This is a genomic window from Streptococcus sp. S1 (genome assembly GCF_034137685.1).
In the GTDB taxonomy this organism is placed as follows: Bacteria; Bacillota; Bacilli; order Lactobacillales; family Streptococcaceae; genus Streptococcus; species Streptococcus dentalis.
In genome coordinates this window covers 684,710-699,318 of the sequence record NZ_CP139418.1, presented here as the reverse complement: position 1 = coordinate 699,318, position 14,609 = coordinate 684,710, and the positions used below count along the sequence as shown (strand labels likewise).

13 protein-coding genes are annotated in these 14,609 nt (G+C 44.8%); 3 read left to right on the top strand and 10 right to left on the bottom strand.

What is annotated here, in order from left to right:
- Nucleotides 1–479: 479 nt before the first annotated feature.
- The 9 genes from SM121_RS03390 to SM121_RS03350 form a co-directional block, all read right to left on the bottom strand.
- A complete protein-coding gene (locus SM121_RS03390) occupies nt 480–1,307 on the bottom strand; it encodes a PrsW family glutamic-type intramembrane protease (protein ID WP_227038635.1) in 828 nt (275 codons plus the stop codon).
- Nucleotides 1,300–2,961: a C69 family dipeptidase gene (locus tag SM121_RS03385; RefSeq protein ID WP_320911153.1), complete on the bottom strand. Its 1,662-nt coding sequence runs from the start codon at nt 2,959–2,961 to the stop codon at nt 1,300–1,302. The genes SM121_RS03390 and SM121_RS03385 overlap by 8 nt, the downstream gene beginning before the upstream one ends.
- A gap of 412 nt (nt 2,962–3,373) precedes the next feature.
- Complete coding sequence (fni, locus tag SM121_RS03380) at nt 3,374–4,378, bottom strand: type 2 isopentenyl-diphosphate Delta-isomerase (RefSeq protein WP_320911152.1); 1,005 nt, start codon at nt 4,376–4,378, stop codon at nt 3,374–3,376.
- Complete coding sequence (locus SM121_RS03375; RefSeq protein WP_320911151.1) at nt 4,375–5,382, bottom strand: phosphomevalonate kinase; 1,008 nt, start codon at nt 5,380–5,382, stop codon at nt 4,375–4,377. Before SM121_RS03375 ends, fni begins: the two co-directional genes overlap by 4 nt.
- Entirely contained in the window at nt 5,372–6,322 is a 951-nt protein-coding gene (mvaD, locus tag SM121_RS03370; protein ID WP_320911150.1) for a diphosphomevalonate decarboxylase, read from the bottom strand. The genes SM121_RS03375 and mvaD overlap by 11 nt, the downstream gene beginning before the upstream one ends.
- Nucleotides 6,304–7,182 (bottom strand): mevalonate kinase, encoded by an 879-nt coding sequence (gene mvk, locus SM121_RS03365; RefSeq protein ID WP_320911149.1) that lies wholly within the window; start codon nt 7,180–7,182, stop codon nt 6,304–6,306. Before mvk ends, mvaD begins: the two co-directional genes overlap by 19 nt.
- A 171-nt stretch (nt 7,183–7,353) precedes the next feature.
- Nucleotides 7,354–8,295: a serine hydrolase domain-containing protein gene (locus tag SM121_RS03360; RefSeq protein ID WP_320911148.1), complete on the bottom strand. Its 942-nt coding sequence runs from the start codon at nt 8,293–8,295 to the stop codon at nt 7,354–7,356.
- A 10-nt stretch (nt 8,296–8,305) separates the two neighbouring features.
- Nucleotides 8,306–9,073 carry a CppA N-terminal domain-containing protein gene (locus tag SM121_RS03355; RefSeq protein WP_070675424.1) on the bottom strand — a complete coding sequence of 256 codons (768 nt, stop codon included), beginning with the start codon at nt 9,071–9,073 and terminating at the stop codon, nt 8,306–8,308.
- Between the two features lie 106 nt (nt 9,074–9,179).
- Nucleotides 9,180–10,457, bottom strand: a complete 1,278-nt coding sequence (locus SM121_RS03350; protein WP_023919173.1) for an HdeD family acid-resistance protein — start codon at nt 10,455–10,457, stop codon at nt 9,180–9,182.
- Between the two features lie 101 nt (nt 10,458–10,558).
- On the opposite strand from SM121_RS03350, the gene SM121_RS03345 reads away from it, so the two are divergent.
- The 3 genes from SM121_RS03345 (at nt 10,559) to SM121_RS03335 (ending at nt 14,093) form a co-directional block, all read left to right on the top strand.
- Nucleotides 10,559–12,847 (top strand): Xaa-Pro dipeptidyl-peptidase, encoded by a 2,289-nt coding sequence (locus SM121_RS03345; RefSeq protein ID WP_320911147.1) that lies wholly within the window; start codon nt 10,559–10,561, stop codon nt 12,845–12,847.
- Between the two features lie 104 nt (nt 12,848–12,951).
- Nucleotides 12,952–13,446, top strand: coding sequence for a DUF536 domain-containing protein (locus SM121_RS03340; RefSeq protein WP_003008835.1), 495 nt, complete (start codon nt 12,952–12,954; stop codon nt 13,444–13,446).
- 53 nt (nt 13,447–13,499) lie between these two features.
- Complete coding sequence (locus SM121_RS03335) at nt 13,500–14,093, top strand: 3'-5' exonuclease (protein WP_320911146.1); 594 nt, start codon at nt 13,500–13,502, stop codon at nt 14,091–14,093.
- 207 nt (nt 14,094–14,300) lie between these two features.
- On the opposite strand, the gene SM121_RS03330 is transcribed toward SM121_RS03335, so the two are convergent.
- A complete protein-coding gene (locus tag SM121_RS03330) occupies nt 14,301–14,600 on the bottom strand; it encodes a YbaB/EbfC family nucleoid-associated protein (RefSeq protein WP_003005613.1) in 300 nt (99 codons plus the stop codon).
- Nucleotides 14,601–14,609: the final 9 nt, after the last annotated feature.

Below are 14,609 nucleotides of genomic sequence, written 5' to 3'. Positions count from 1 at the left end.
CTAAGACAAGGTTTTCGTTTTCAGATTGAAGACAAAGTCATTTTTGAAACTTTCCTTAGGTGAGTACTGACGTCAGCGAACTTCGAAGAAGTTCCATGACTTAGTTTTGAACCTAAAGTTTCAAAACTCCCGAGTGCTAGAAACAATCCTATTTCTAGCACTTTTCTCACTGCGGAAAGTTTCAGTGTATGTTTGAATGAGCCTATTGGTATGTATCATTTTTAATTATTCTGCATCACTTAGCTTGTTTTATGTAAAAAACAGTTTGTTTACATTCTAAAAGAGGCTGGGACAAAAGTCCTAGCCTCTCAATTATTTTTGGATTGTCGAGCAAGACGCAGTGGTTGAGTGGGCTCTACTACGCTAATTTCATCAGCTTTTACAGCCCTACTCAACTGTGCGGAGGTGGGACGACGAAATCGAGTTCTAACGAATTACCGATTTCTGTCCCACTCTCTTTTGTGTTTGAAAAATTTTTCTTATTGTTTTAAAAATGGCAGCTCGGGATGTTTCTTAGTATAGAGCACCACTTCGATAAAGGTCCCTACTTGGACGGCAAAGAGTAGTCCGACGAGAAGATTAATCCGATGGTCTGTTTCATAAAACGGAGAGTTCCATAAGAAGTGATTGGCTACTGTCGAGAGAACACACCAAAGCCCAAAGAGTTTTTCCTTTTGCTGGGTTACTTGAGACAACAAGAGGAAGATACCAACGGATACAACAGCAGTATAGAGGGCATGTGAAGCTAATCCACCAGAGATCCGGTTAATGGCCTCAGTAACCGCGGCTAATTGGCTGGTTTTGGTTTGGCGAGCAACATACCCTAAATCCTCAATGATTTGAAAACCAAAGCCAGAGCCCAAGCCTGCAATTAGAATCGCTTTTAGATCTTTCTTGCCAACCATCAAGACAACCCAAAAGGCAACCAGAGCCTTAAAGAATTCCTCTGAAAATGGGGCCGTCAAGGCATCGGTCCACTTGTTAAAGACAGTGGCATCCTTGATCACATGGCTATTCATAATATCAATCAAGCTATTGCCTGAAAAGCTCAACCAGCCTGCTACGAAGGCTCCTCCAAACATGGCAATCCATAAGACATAAGTTGGGACAGACAACTGCTTGCCCAATCGTTTTGAAAAGAGATAGAGCGGGATAATAATTGCAGCTAAGACAGACAAGTTTAAGACCAAATCTCTGCCTGCAGACTGGCTAAATTCTTGTTGAGAAAGATGACCGAGTTCAAACTCCAAGCCAATTCCTGCCAACAGTAGAAAAAGATAGATCGAGGCTCTTTGAATTTTAGTCATCTTGTTTTCCTCCCTTTTGTTTCTTTGAGCGAATCAGGTAGATCACAATCGCTAGAAGGGTTGCCCCGAATAAGCCTGCTGCTAGAATGTAATCATAGTCAAATTCAACGAGATCAATCTTTTCTTCATAAGCAGCATCTTCTTCGTCATCTAAATTCTGCAGAGCACTTTTTCCGTGTTCATCTGCTACCTTTTGTTCTGCTTCTTTTCTGATTTCTTGCAAGCGTTCGAAGGTTTTCTCAGCTCTTGCCAAGCTTTCCTCTGTTGCCTTCTCACTCGCTTCTTCAGGCTGAGAAGCAAGGGCAATTTGCTCCTTATCACTCAGATCTTGTTCGACCATCCACTGAGACTCCAATCGTTCCATTTCAGTACGAATCGCCCCATCTTCGAATAAATCTGGATACTTGGCCACAAGGTCATTGATTCTTGAAATGGTCCAATACCAAGAGCGATCATTGTAATGATCCCCTAATTCTTGGTAGGCTTGATAGGTGTTGAGAATATTGCCATAGTAGGGTAGATATGGAGCATTTCGTGGACTACCCATCGACAGCCACATGGTGCCCCCACCCGCACTCGCTGGGACATCGTCTTTCAGTTGGAAAATATGGGCCTCCATGACATTTGGATTGGAAATAGGGTATTTATAAACCGCATCAAACTCCCCTTTTTTCGGAATACCTTTTCCATCCAGCTCCATTTGATCCTGTGGTTTATATTTGGTTCCTTCCAAACGATTGCGTTGGAGATTCATGGCATCGCGGAGGGTTAATTTTCGATCGGTTGTATGAAGAAGGTCAAAGGACGCATCGTCATATTTAACAGGAGAGCTTGGGTCTAGCGATTTGATTCCCGACCAAACCCGAGAGCGATCTGCTTCTTGCAAAGGCGGATTATAGGATTGAGAAACGTGGAATTTTCCGTCCACTTCCTTATAGCTATTGGCTTCTTTGGCGACTTTTTCAAGATCTTTTGAGGCGATCGTGCGTTCGGTATCTGACAGATCTACATGCCCTAAGAAGAAAGTATTTGGAAAGACCGCAAACCGATCCTCTGGGAAGAGAATCGCTGCATATTGGTGACCAGATAGGATTTCCATATACCAGACGCCTTCTTTATCGGCAATGGTCACAATATTTCCTTCTGCAGCGCCTTTTTCTTCGACGATTTTAGCAATGAGTTCAACCCCTTCTCTTGCGGTTTTCACACTAGGGAGAACAATACTGGTCAAGCCCGATTCTGCGAGGCCATCCTTGACATAGGGATCCACCTTTTGGATCTTGTCATTTGCTGAAGCAGATACAGTGGCAGAAATGGAAACCCCATATTCATTGAATCCTGCTTCGTCAAAAATTCCTTGTTCAGGGGTGACGTCCGGGACCGCTGTATACTTATAGCTAATCTCTGGCAAAGGGTATTGAAAACCGTTGGCAGCATCTTCAAAGATGGCTCCTTTTTTATTGTAGACACGCTCTCTGACCACAAAATTTTTATTATGGTTGGGCTCTAAATCTTCGGTACGACCTACCAAGGTCGAACCGTCGGCCGTCAGTTTCTTCCCGATGATGAACCCTGTACAAGCCTCAACAGGTTGAGCAATCAACAAAAGCGGAAGCAAGGCTGCTACAGCTGATCGAAAATAGTGCTTCTTCATCCTAAACTCCTTTTTAAAAATGTTTTTCCTTATTTAGTATACTCTTTTACAAGCCTATTTTGCAAGCGATTCCAGCAACCGTAAACGATTCGTAAACTATCAGAATTTTTGAGGAGAACACTTTTTCAAAAAAAAGAAAAAATTGGCTTATTTTGCCAATCCTAAACGAATAGGAACTAATTTTTAAGTAAAATAAGTTAAGTGATTCTTCAAAGAACTATAAAAGAGTTCTAATTTTCAAAATGAATCATAATATACGAAAACTTTCCGCCGTGAGAAAAGTGCCTGAAATGTTTTTGTTTCAGGCACTCGGGAGTTTTGAAACCTTAGGTTCAAAACTAAGTCATGGAACTTCGTAGAAGTTCGCTGACGTCCGTACTCACCTAAGGAAAGTTTCTAAAATGATTTTTCTTCATTTTTTCTGTTGCTGAGCTTGCCACAACTTTCCATAGAGGAGATAGTCGACTTCACGGAGCTCTTTCAGGTTCTGACAACCGAGCGCACATAGAAGCAATCTGAGGTCTTCTTTCCAGCCTTGGACAAGGACGATCACTTCTTCAATGCTCTTAGTCTCTACCATCTCAAGAAAAACGCGGGATAGTCCTACGCCACGCGCTCCGAGGACCAAGGCCTTGACCATATCAAGAGGATGACGGATGCCACCACTTGCGAGGATCTCAACCTGATCCATCTGATCCTGTAACTGTAAGAGACATTGCGCAGTTGATTGTCCCCAATCATCCAGATAAGCGCGATTGCCACCACGACGATTCTCAATATAGGCAAAGCTAGTGCCACCACGACCAGAAATATCGACGGTTTTGATCCCAGCATCTAGCGCTGCCTGAACTGTTTGGGGATCCATACCAAAGCCGACTTCTTTCAGGACTACAGGCACAGGAAAGCCCTGACCATAGCTCTTGAGATTGTCTTTCCAAGTGTGGAAAATCCGCTCCCCTTCAGGCATGAGCAACTCTTGCATCAAATTCACATGGACTTGAAGAAAGAGGGGGTGTAGCTCTTCCACTGTTCGCAAGCCCAGATCTGGCTCTTTATCGATGCCAATGTTGGTTGCTAAAAGAAGATGAGGATGATCTTTTTTTACAGAGTACGATTGATCGCTCGGATCCTTCAGCCCTGCGCTGTAAGAGCCAGTCACAAAGAGAATCCCACAAGCTTCGGCTACTGCTGCCAACTTTTGATTGATCTCTTTGGCTCGTTTACTCCCGCCTGTCATGGCATTGATATAAAAAGGGACCTCCCAATCACGCCCTGCGAAATGGGTTGTCAAATCAATCTCCGCTAGATCCACAAGGGGGAGGGATCGGTGAATCAGCTCAATCTCATCAAAGCTATTATAGGAGGAGCTTTGCTCCAAGGCATAGCGAATATGCTGGTCTTTTCGATTTTCGCTCACGAATCTCCCATCCTTTCTTGGTAAATGACTTCAATATTCTTTTCCTTCCAGCGCTCTATCAAGGTCTGAGTCTCAACTGGGTCAAAACTAAGGGCGATTCCACAGTCGCCTCCTCCAGCACCACTGGATTTGGCACAGGCAGAAAGGTCCTCTGTCGCTTCTTGCAGCTCTTTTAGAGCTGGGGTATAGATCAAAGGGTTCAAAGACTTTAGGTTCTTATCCGCACGTTTGATACTGGCCTCAATTTCTTTTTGGTTCCCTTCACGGAGACCTTTTTCAAGATTCTTCACTGCGCTCTGGCTTTCCTTGCGAAAGTCTTCCTTGATCGCTCCCTTAACCTGGCGGATCAAATCACTTGAAATCGCTGGTTCCTTGGTCCAACCAACCAGAAAATCATAAGAGATGGCCGGCTGGATCGAGCAGATCTGGTAGTCCCAATCCAGGTCTAAAACTTGTGACAGGGGCTGAGAAGTCAAGACTTCATGCAACCAAGCCCGATCAAAGGATTGGTAATAAATCAAATCCTCGTAAGCGATACAAGCCAAATCGCCCATGGAACCATTGTCCCCTCTTTGCACCAAGACCACTGCTGCTAGTCGAAAGAGCAGGTCCGGATTTAGGTCTAGTTCATACAGAGCAGCCATGGCCTTGATCACGAGCAAGACCACACTTCCGCTGGAACCAATCCCATACTTTTTACCCTCTTCGCCCAGTGTTCCTCTAAGGTGAAGATCAAAAGGTTTAGGGGTTATTCCCTGATCTTTCAGCCACTCTTCCATGAGCTGAATGGTCTCTTGAATCAAGGCGTAGTCCTTATTTGGAGTCAAATCCACCTGGTAACCAAAGAGATCTGAGGCTAGCTGGTAGGCTGTTGCTTCTTGGATGTTAGCTGACAGATAAATAGGAATAAACTGAATCACGGCTCCATAGCCAGGCGTTAGCACTGCGTATTCTCCAGCTAGATAGAGCTTGCCTCCAGTCTGTACCTGATACTTAGTCTTCATCTTGAGGATCCTTTGTCTTAGATACGATGGTCCGATAGCGGGCGTCAAATAAGGGCACCAGCTGATCCAAGTCTTCTTCTAAACAGAGAACCTTAACGTTTGGCCCTGCATCCATGGTAAAGTAACAAACATGGCCTGCTGCGCGAAGCTCACGGACAAAGTCCATAGCTTTGTGGCTTTCTTCTGTCAAGTAGCTAAAGGCTGGAGTGGCTGTTCTAGTCGTCGCATGCATAGCAAGGGCATTGCGCTCTGTCAGCTGACCGACCTGTTTAAAATCATTGCCAGCTAGATAGTCCAGCATGTCCTTGTAATCTTGTCGAGACTCTTCGATCCATTCTTTGAAATTAGTCGAAGTCTCCATGCAGCGTTTCATCCCTTCCCGGCTGGAAACGGGCTTTTGCTTGTCATTGAGGACCAGCATGATCATGGCTAATTTCAGGTCTGTCTTAACCTTGTATATATCGCCACTTTCTTTGTCCCAGGCTGCTAAGGGACCAAAGAAAGACCGCGAAGAAGAGCCCGAAGCAAACTTGGCTTTTTGAGCTAATTCCTCCTGACTCAAGCCCAAATCATAATACTGATTGCAAGCCTTGACGAGAGCAGAGAGGCCGCTCGAGCTAGAGGACAAGCCTGCTGCGGTTGGCATGTTGTTGCTGGTATCCACCCGAACAAATCCTGCTTCATCTGATGGCTTCAAGCCATCAATCACAGCTCCAATTTTGGCTTGCTCAGCTGGATTTTGGAATTCCCCATCGATGTAAAACTCATGCGCAGTCGCATCTGCTGGCAAGGGTGATAGCCTTGTCTCTGTATACATATTCTCTAAGGTCAACGAAATCGAACTGGTCGAAGGGACCATCTGTTTGGCATCTTCTTTTCCCCAGTATTTGATAATCGCAATATTAGCATAGGACTTAGCCTTTACAGGTTTTCGATCCATGTATGGTGCGCTCCTTCTTTTTCTAATGCATGGGCAATGGTTGCTGCTTCACGAGAATCCTTGACGAGGGCAATCACACAACCTCCAAGACCGCCTCCGCTCATTTTAGCACCTAAGGCCCCATTTTCAAGGGCAACGGCGACCAGGTGGTCTGCTTCAACACAGCTGACACCGACGGCTCTCAAGTGCTTATGGCAAGTAGTCAGAGCCTGTCCTAGGTTCGTTAGATCATTCATTTTCAGAGCCTCTTCCACCTGCTGGGTCAACTGACCAATCTCATGGAAATGGGACAAAACTTCCTGCCCCCTGGCTTCAACCTTTTGAATCGCCTCACGGGTATTGCCGTGAATCCCTGTATCTGCAATCACCAAGCTCGCTTTTATACCCAGCTCCAGCGGGTAAAAGCCGACATTTCGGATGAATTTAATGGCTTGATCACTCAAACAAGTCTTGGCATCGAGCCCACTTGGATTCATATGGGCAATGGTTTCTGCTCGATTGACCAGGATTTCTAAGGTCTCATCATCCAGCTCCTCTTGATAATAGTCAAAAACGGCACGAATGGCTGCGATACTCACCGCCGCAGACGATCCCATCCCCCGTTTTTCCGGTACCATGGACTGAATCCGGCAGCGAATTCGGGCCTCGCGAATCCCGAGGTGCTCAAGAGACGCAAAAACCGCCATGGACAAGGTGTCATCTTCAAACAAAATCCATGGACTGTCTGCCGGGATGATCTGGCAGGTCACTTCGATATGATGGAGTGGCAAGGCAATAGCCGGATAACCATAGACCACCGCATGCTCTCCAATTAAGATAATTTTACTATGCGCCCTTCCGACGCCTATCTCTTTGTTCATATTCATCTCGTTCTATTATGGTCATTACTATTTTAATATAAATCAGCCAAAAAAGCGATGCTTTTGAAGGAAATCCAACCTAAGACGGAGTTCAAAAATGAATCTCCTACCAGTTTCTTTCTCACGGACAGACCGTAAAAGGCCAGGATCCATCATCCTAGCCTTCCATTTCTATTGTTCAAATTCTTGTTTGATCAAATCCATCAAGGAGTTGCGGTCGAGGATCCATTGGGCCCGTTCGTCCTTCTCATAGGTCCGGTTGGACAAAAAGATCACAGCTTCCTGTCTCTTGCGATTGTACATGATGAAGGTTCCAGTATAGCCCGTATGATCCAACCAGTCACCCTCTAGATTCCATCCGAGAGCGCGGGTCTTGCCCTCTTCACGCGCAAAATTCTGAGACAAGTCACGCGCAAAATCCTCCTTCAGATAATGCTCTAAGAAGCACTCTAGATCAGCAACAGTTGAAAAAAGTCCAGCACTTCCCGCATGACGACCCAATACTCTCGCTTTTGGATCGTGGACACTTCCAGAAGCAAGCCCACGAACCGTTGGCACTGCCTTTTCGACCGGTCCAAACCGTGTTTCCGTCATCTTCCAAGGTGTAAAAATCAGCTCTTCAAATAAACGATCCAAGGGCTGGTGAAACCTGTCTTCTAACCAAAAGCCCAGCAAAAGAAAATTGACATCGGTGTAATGAAAACTCTTGTCCTCTTTTAACTGCAAATTTTCAAGAGCTTCTTTCAATTGTCTCGCATCCAATTGATCCCGGTTGGGGATAAAAGGATCAAGTCCTGAAGTATGGGTCAGGAGTTCCCGGATGGTCGTCTTCTCATGAGCAAAACGCGGGTAAAGCTCTTTAAAGGGGCGATCAAGCGCAAGCTCCCCTTTCGCATACAAAAAGGCACAGATGGTAGCAACTCCAACGACCTTACTGACACTAGCCAAATCATAGACCAGGTCAGCCACTACTGGCTCTCCTTTTTCAGGATCCGCTAGTCCCAGATAGTGCTCACTCCACTGACCATCGCGGTAAAGCGCAAGAGAGGCACCTGGATAGATGCCTTCTTGGATTTGTTCGGTAATTTTTTCGATGATTGCATTCACGCTCATCACTCCATTCTTATTCTTCATAAGAAATATGGACCTGATCTTGATTGGCTTCAAACCAGAGTTCGATCTGGCTTGGATCCTTGGCAATCAAGAAAGTTCCCTTACGGTGCACAAAATCGACAGTTTCTCCTAAGCTTTCTTTCAAGTCTTCCACATCAAAAGATGCCAATTCGACCTTGATCATGCTCAAATCCCAAGTAACCTTGTTCTCAACTTGGAGATCTTTTCCTTGGGCTTCTTGTAAATGGATAAAGTGGGCCAAAGCTGGCAAGTTGCTATAGAACTTCTCAGCCTCAGCAAGATCGGCCACATTGACCTCAAGAAAGTCCACATCAAAGCTGGTCAAACCTTTGAAATCTTCTGGAAGCTCAACAAGAGGCGCTTTCTCCAAAGGTTCTAGGCTTTCAAGATTTTCTTCCGCATGCACGAAAATGGTATCTCCTTGAGGAGACACAACTTCAAAGGCGCGACCATTAGCTCCTTGGTAAAGGGCGCTTGTCTCTGGCTGGCGGGCCAACAAATAATCAATTTCTTGAGCTTGTGCCACTTTCACCACGATGCGACCCAATTTCTTTGGACCTTCGACCTTACGCGAACGCATACTCGGTGACTCTTCTAAGACGATTTTTTCTACTTTTGAGGCATCTCCTAAAGACAGGAGAGCTCCTTCTTCCACTAATACTTTCATTCCCAATGTCTCTTCATAAAAGCGTTGATTGACATTTCGGTTATTCACTTTCAAGACTGGGATCACTCTTACGATCTGATTTGCTGTCATACTTTCCTCCAAGCACTTTTTATTGTAAAAGATTTTCTGGCTTTTTACAAGAAATCTTGTGCAAAAAAGACAGATTTTTCAAAAATAAAAATCTGTCTTTCTTTTTTTAGTATACTGTTCGTGTATGGACCCGCCCGTTTGGAGCTTCAAATTCGTATTCTAAGTAATCCTGATAGGTCCCTGGTGCAATCACTCCACGCACATCTAATACAGCCGTTCCTGCCTGTCCCACAATGGAATCTGCTAACAGGCAGCAATTAGTAGACAGAACAAAGTAAGATTTAAAACGCGAAGAAGTAAATTTATATAGCTCAGCCCCTAAATCATATTTCAATTTGTAAGCGTAGGTCGGCTGACCGTCTTCCAGTAACCTCCTAGGTGGATCCCAAGGTTCTAACAACTGATCAATTTCAGCTAGACGCTTCTCTACTGCCTGATTCTCTTCTTCGGTAAGGGATAGGCTGTAGCCAAACAGCGTCTTTTGACTCTCTTTTTTACATAGTTCGATGTATGGTTCCTTATCCACTTTAAACAGTACGCCATCCCCAATCGTCCCAAATAGACGCTCTGAAAAGGGATCGTAACTTCCGTAAGAAATGACCTTCCCCTGATAACAAATATCTACATGCCCAATCGCTCCAAATAAGTTGCTGTCAGAAGTATGAACCAAAATTTCTAATTCCCTTGCCTCTTCTTCTTTTTTCACCAATCGATAAGGGCCTGTGTGTCCCGCCGAGCTCCCTTTTTGAAGAAACTGGTTAAACCGTTTTAACTCCTTAGCAGGGATAAAGGCTGCAAAGATAACCGGTAGGCTAATACGAAAGCGACGTTTTAACTCTTGGCCTTGTTGGTCTTTGTCAAATAAAATACCATCTCGAATATTAGAAATCCCCAACAAGACCAGATAAGCCCCCAAGAGGATAAATTGGAAGTGCCCATCTGAACCAGGTTCCAAGACAGTTGCTAGACCAAGCCCACCGTTTAAAAGCGCATCCCATAAATAGAGCCAGCCTCCTTTTACCCGATTGGCCTTATAAAGCCAAAATGTGATCCCATAGACAATGGCACTCCCCAACTGATATGCCCCTAAACAAATCACAACTAAGTTTACGGGCAGACTACTCAGTCGATTCAACCAGATCAACGCAAGTGAAAGAAAAATAAACCAAATAGAGTGGCTATAGGAAATAGACTTGCTACGTAACAAAAAGCGAAGAAGAAAGCTTCCTAGTCCATCAACTAAAAAGTAAATGGCTAATAGATCCAAGGAAAATTTGGTGAAACCAACGCCGTTTCGAAAAATGAGAATCCCAAAAATGACGGCAAGAACCCCAAACAATAAGGTCCGTCTTCTTGCAACTTGTTCAAAAGATATTTTTTTCAATATTCCTTCTCCTTATAGACGAAAGGTCTTTAGACAAATACTATTTTATCAAGTATAATATAAGAAGTAAAGAAAAAAGAAACTGATAAAAGGAGCAGTCTATGAAATACAATCAATATAGCTATCTATCTGTTGACCAAAAAGACATTCTTAAGGAACTAAAAGAAATTGGGTTTGACCTTCCCACCCACCTCCCAGAAAAAGAACTGTTTGAATGGTTTGTCCGCAAGGTTTACTTCACCTATAAAGATACAGATTATCCCCTCTCTAACCTAGTGGTGGATTCTAAAACAGACTTTTTAACGTATATCCAATCTGACTGCGAATGGTCTCCGAACATTTTTTACACAGTAGCCCTCCAATTACTCGGTTTCCGCTATTTTATTGATTTTGAAGATACGGATAGCTTCTTGAAAGAAGTCCAATTTCCGATTGAGTATGGAAACTTGGTAGAAAACCTCTATCACCTTCTCAATACTCGAACAGTAAAAGGAAATTTACTCATCGATCAGTTGGTCAGCGATGGCTTGATTCCTGAAGATAACCAGTATCACTATTTTAACGGCAAGAGCCTCGCAACCTTTACGAGCCATGATGCCATCCGCGAGGTCGTCTATGTGGAAAGTCGGGTCGATACCGACAAAGATGGTCTGCCAGACTTGGTCAAGGTCAGCATTATCCGTCCTCGCTATGAAGGCAAGATTACAGCTGTTATGACCGCAAGTCCTTATCACCAAGGGACCAACGATAAGGCCAGCGACAAGGCCCTCTACAATATGAATGTCGACCTCGAGGTCAAAGAACCTCATACCATTCAAGTAGAAGTACCTCAATTAGAATTGGTGGATCCTGTCGGTTCAGCTGAGCTAGTCGATGAAGCTGAAGAAACTCTCACCCATATCAATTCCAGCTATACCCTCAACGACTACCTCCTTCCACGCGGCTACGCTAATCTCTACGTATCTGGAGTGGGGACAAAAGATTCGCAAGGCTTGATGACCAATGGAAATTACCAACAAATCGAAGCCTACAAGAACGTTATCGACTGGCTCAATGGCCGTTGCCGGGCCTTTACAGATCACACACGCAAACGCCAAGTCAAAGCTGATTGGTCTAATGGAAAGGTCGCAACCACCGGGATCTCTTACCTTGGAACCATGTCTAACGGCCTTGCGACCACAGGTGTGGACGGTCTAGAAGTCATCATAGCAGAGGCTGGGATCTCTTCTTGGTACAACTACTACCGCGAAAATGGTCTCGTGACAAGTCCTGGCGGCTATCCAGGTGAAGATTTTGATTCCCTTGCCGAATTGACCTATTCACGCAACCTTTTAGGTGGGGATTATTTACACCACAATGCGGCCCACCAAGCCGATCTTGATCGCGTCAAAAAAGAGCTGGACCGCGCTTCCGGAGACTACAATCAATTCTGGCACGATCGCAATTATCTCCTACATGCTGATCGAGTCCAAGCAGAGGTGGTCTTTACCCATGGCTCCCAAGACTGGAACGTCAAACCGCTTCACGTCTTTAACATGTTCCAAGCCCTTCCAGCAAGCATCAAGAAACACCTCTTCTACCACAATGGTGCCCATGTCTACCTCAACAACTGGCAGTCCATTGACTTCCGTGAGAGCATGAATGCCCTTCTCTCTAAAAAATTGCTGGGCTACGATTCAAGCTATGAATTGCCTACTGTCATTTGGCAGGACAATACAGGAGAACAAAGTTGGACTTCCTTGGATGATTTTGGCAATCAAACAAGTCAGCGGACCTTCTCGCTGGGAGACGGTGAAAAAGTCATCCAAAACCGCTACGAGACAAAAGATTACGAGCGCTATGGCAAGGCTTATCCGACCTTCTTAAGCGATCTCTACCAAGACAAGGCCCAACAGGTAACCATCGATCTTCCAATCGAAGAAGACCTGCACCTCAACGGGAAAGCTCGCCTTCACCTACGACTTCACTCCAGCACCAATAAAGGCCTTCTCTCAGCCCAACTCTTAGAGCTTGGAAGCAAGAAATACCTCCAACCCTATCCTGCAGTCTTATCGGTCCGTACACTGGATAACGGTCGCTACCATATGCTAGACAACTTGACCGAGTTGCCATTTAAGGAAGCGGGCCAACGAGTCATTTCGAAAGGTTATCTCAACCTCCAAAATCGTCATGATCTCTTAGAGGTTGAGGACGTGACGCCAGGCGAGTGGATGGAATTTGACTTTGATCTCCAACCAACCATCTACAAGCTCGAAAAAGGAGCGACCCTTCGCCTGGTCCTTTACACAACGGACTTTGAAATCACTGTGCGTGATCAAACCGATTACCAACTCACCATTGACTTAGCACAATCAAGCCTCCATCTTCCTGAAATGACAGAGGTCCACTAATCGTGGTATCAAGGCTTAGCCTTTCTTTGCTTCATTTGACAGCTTAGCCTACTTATGTTACTATCTAATAGAGTATTTCATAGAAAAAGATATTAGAGGAAGTTATGGCGATTGAAAAAACTGTCAGCGAAATTGCTGAAATTTTAGGAGTCAGCCGCCAGGCGGTCAATAACCGTGTCAAGGCGCTGGCTCCAGAAGATACCCAAAAAAACGAAAAAGGGGTTACCGTTGTAACCCGTAGTGGCTTGATTAAGCTCGAAGAAATCTACAAAAAAACTATTTTTGAAGATGAGCCAGTCAGCGATGATGTGAAGCAACGCGAATTGATGGAAATTTTGGTAGATGAAAAAAATGCTGAAATCGTCCGTCTCTACGAGCAACTCAAAGCCAAAGACGAGCAACTCGCTAAGAAAGATGAACAGTTGCGCGTGAAAGACGTTCAAATTGCTGAAAAAGACAAGCAATTGGACCAACAACAACAATTGACTTTACAAGCAATGAACGACCGCGATACCTTGAAACTTGAACTCGAACAAGCCAACGAAAAAGTTCAAGAGCAAGAAAGCAAAGGTTTCTGGGCACGCGTTTTCCGTCGATAATCCGGGGCTGGATCCTACCAGTCCCTTTTCTTTTCTACCACAGGAGATTTCCCATGAAAGCATTAGAAGATTATATCGCCTTTGATCTCGAATTTAACCAATACGAAGGCGCCTATCAGATCATCCAGGTGTCTGCCGTACGTTTTACGAACGGTAAAGAAGTCGATCACTACGACTCCTACGTTTACACCGATAAGCCCCTAAAAAGCTTTATTAACGGCCTGACTGGCATTACCCAGGACAAGATCCAAAATGCCCCACAACTCGAACAGGTCCTCAACGAATTCAAGGCCTTTGTAGGAGACCGGCCCTTGATCGGATACAATGCCCAAAAGAGCGACCTACCCACCCTACTTGAAAATGGCTTGGATCTAGAAGACCAGTACGCTGTCGATGTCTTTGACGAGGCTTTCGAACGTCGTCCATCTGACCTCCACGGCATTAAAAATCTCCAACTCCACACCGTTGCAGAATTTTTGGGAGTTGCAGGAAAATCACACGATAGCTTAGAAGACGCCCGCATGACAGCCCTTGTCTACGAACAATTCCTCGAATTTGATCAAGGCCGCACCCTCCTTGAAGAGCAAGAGAACTTCTCCACCAACCCCTTTGGAAGCTTGGACTTATCTGGATTTTTTGATGAATAAAAAGAGAGAGTGGGACAGAAATCGGTAATTCGTTAGAATTCGATTTCGTCGTCTCACCTCCGCACAGTTGAGTCGGGCTGTAAAAGCTGATGAAATCGGCGTAGTAGAGCCCACTCAACCACTGCGTCTTGCTCGACAATCCAAAAACAATTAAGAGGCTAGGACTTTTGTCCCAGCCTCTTTTTAGTTGATGAAAACTTTCTTTGCTTAAAATGGCAATTTCCCTGCGAACGCACCGAGTTTTTTCTTGGTTGCAGCATCAATTTCTTCAATGGCAGCATTGATGGCTTGCACTGTCATATCAGAAAGCGTTTCTGTATCTTCTGGGTCAACCACTGCGGCGTTGAAATCGATGGAAACGACCTTCTTATCGCCTGTCAGGGTTGCAACAACCAAGTCCTGAGCAGATTTCCCTACAAATTGAGTTGCAGCTAATTCTGCTTGGCTTTGCTCCATTTGCTTTTGCAATTTTTGAGCTTGCTTCATCATATTTTGCATATTCATCATAGTAATGAC

What these genes read in the sequence shown, in the direction of transcription:
- SM121_RS03390 (WP_227038635.1), bottom strand. Translation starts at nt 1,307, where the DNA reads ATGACTAAAATTCAAAGAGCCTCGATCTATCTTTTTCTACTGTTGGCA.
- SM121_RS03385 (WP_320911153.1), bottom strand. Translation starts at nt 2,961, where the DNA reads ATGAAGAAGCACTATTTTCGATCAGCTGTAGCAGCCTTGCTTCCGCTT.
- SM121_RS03375 (WP_320911151.1), bottom strand. Translation starts at nt 5,382, where the DNA reads ATGAAGACTAAGTATCAGGTACAGACTGGAGGCAAGCTCTATCTAGCT.
- mvaD (WP_320911150.1), bottom strand. Translation starts at nt 6,322, where the DNA reads ATGGATCGAAAACCTGTAAAGGCTAAGTCCTATGCTAATATTGCGATT.
- mvk (WP_320911149.1), bottom strand. Translation starts at nt 7,182, where the DNA reads ATGAACAAAGAGATAGGCGTCGGAAGGGCGCATAGTAAAATTATCTTA.
- SM121_RS03360 (WP_320911148.1), bottom strand. Translation starts at nt 8,295, where the DNA reads ATGAGCGTGAATGCAATCATCGAAAAAATTACCGAACAAATCCAAGAA.
- SM121_RS03355 (WP_070675424.1), bottom strand. Translation starts at nt 9,073, where the DNA reads ATGACAGCAAATCAGATCGTAAGAGTGATCCCAGTCTTGAAAGTGAAT.
- SM121_RS03345 (WP_320911147.1), top strand. Translation starts at nt 10,559, where the DNA reads ATGAAATACAATCAATATAGCTATCTATCTGTTGACCAAAAAGACATT.
- SM121_RS03340 (WP_003008835.1), top strand. Translation starts at nt 12,952, where the DNA reads ATGGCGATTGAAAAAACTGTCAGCGAAATTGCTGAAATTTTAGGAGTC.
- SM121_RS03335 (WP_320911146.1), top strand. Translation starts at nt 13,500, where the DNA reads ATGAAAGCATTAGAAGATTATATCGCCTTTGATCTCGAATTTAACCAA.
- SM121_RS03330 (WP_003005613.1), bottom strand. Translation starts at nt 14,600, where the DNA reads ATGATGAATATGCAAAATATGATGAAGCAAGCTCAAAAATTGCAAAAG.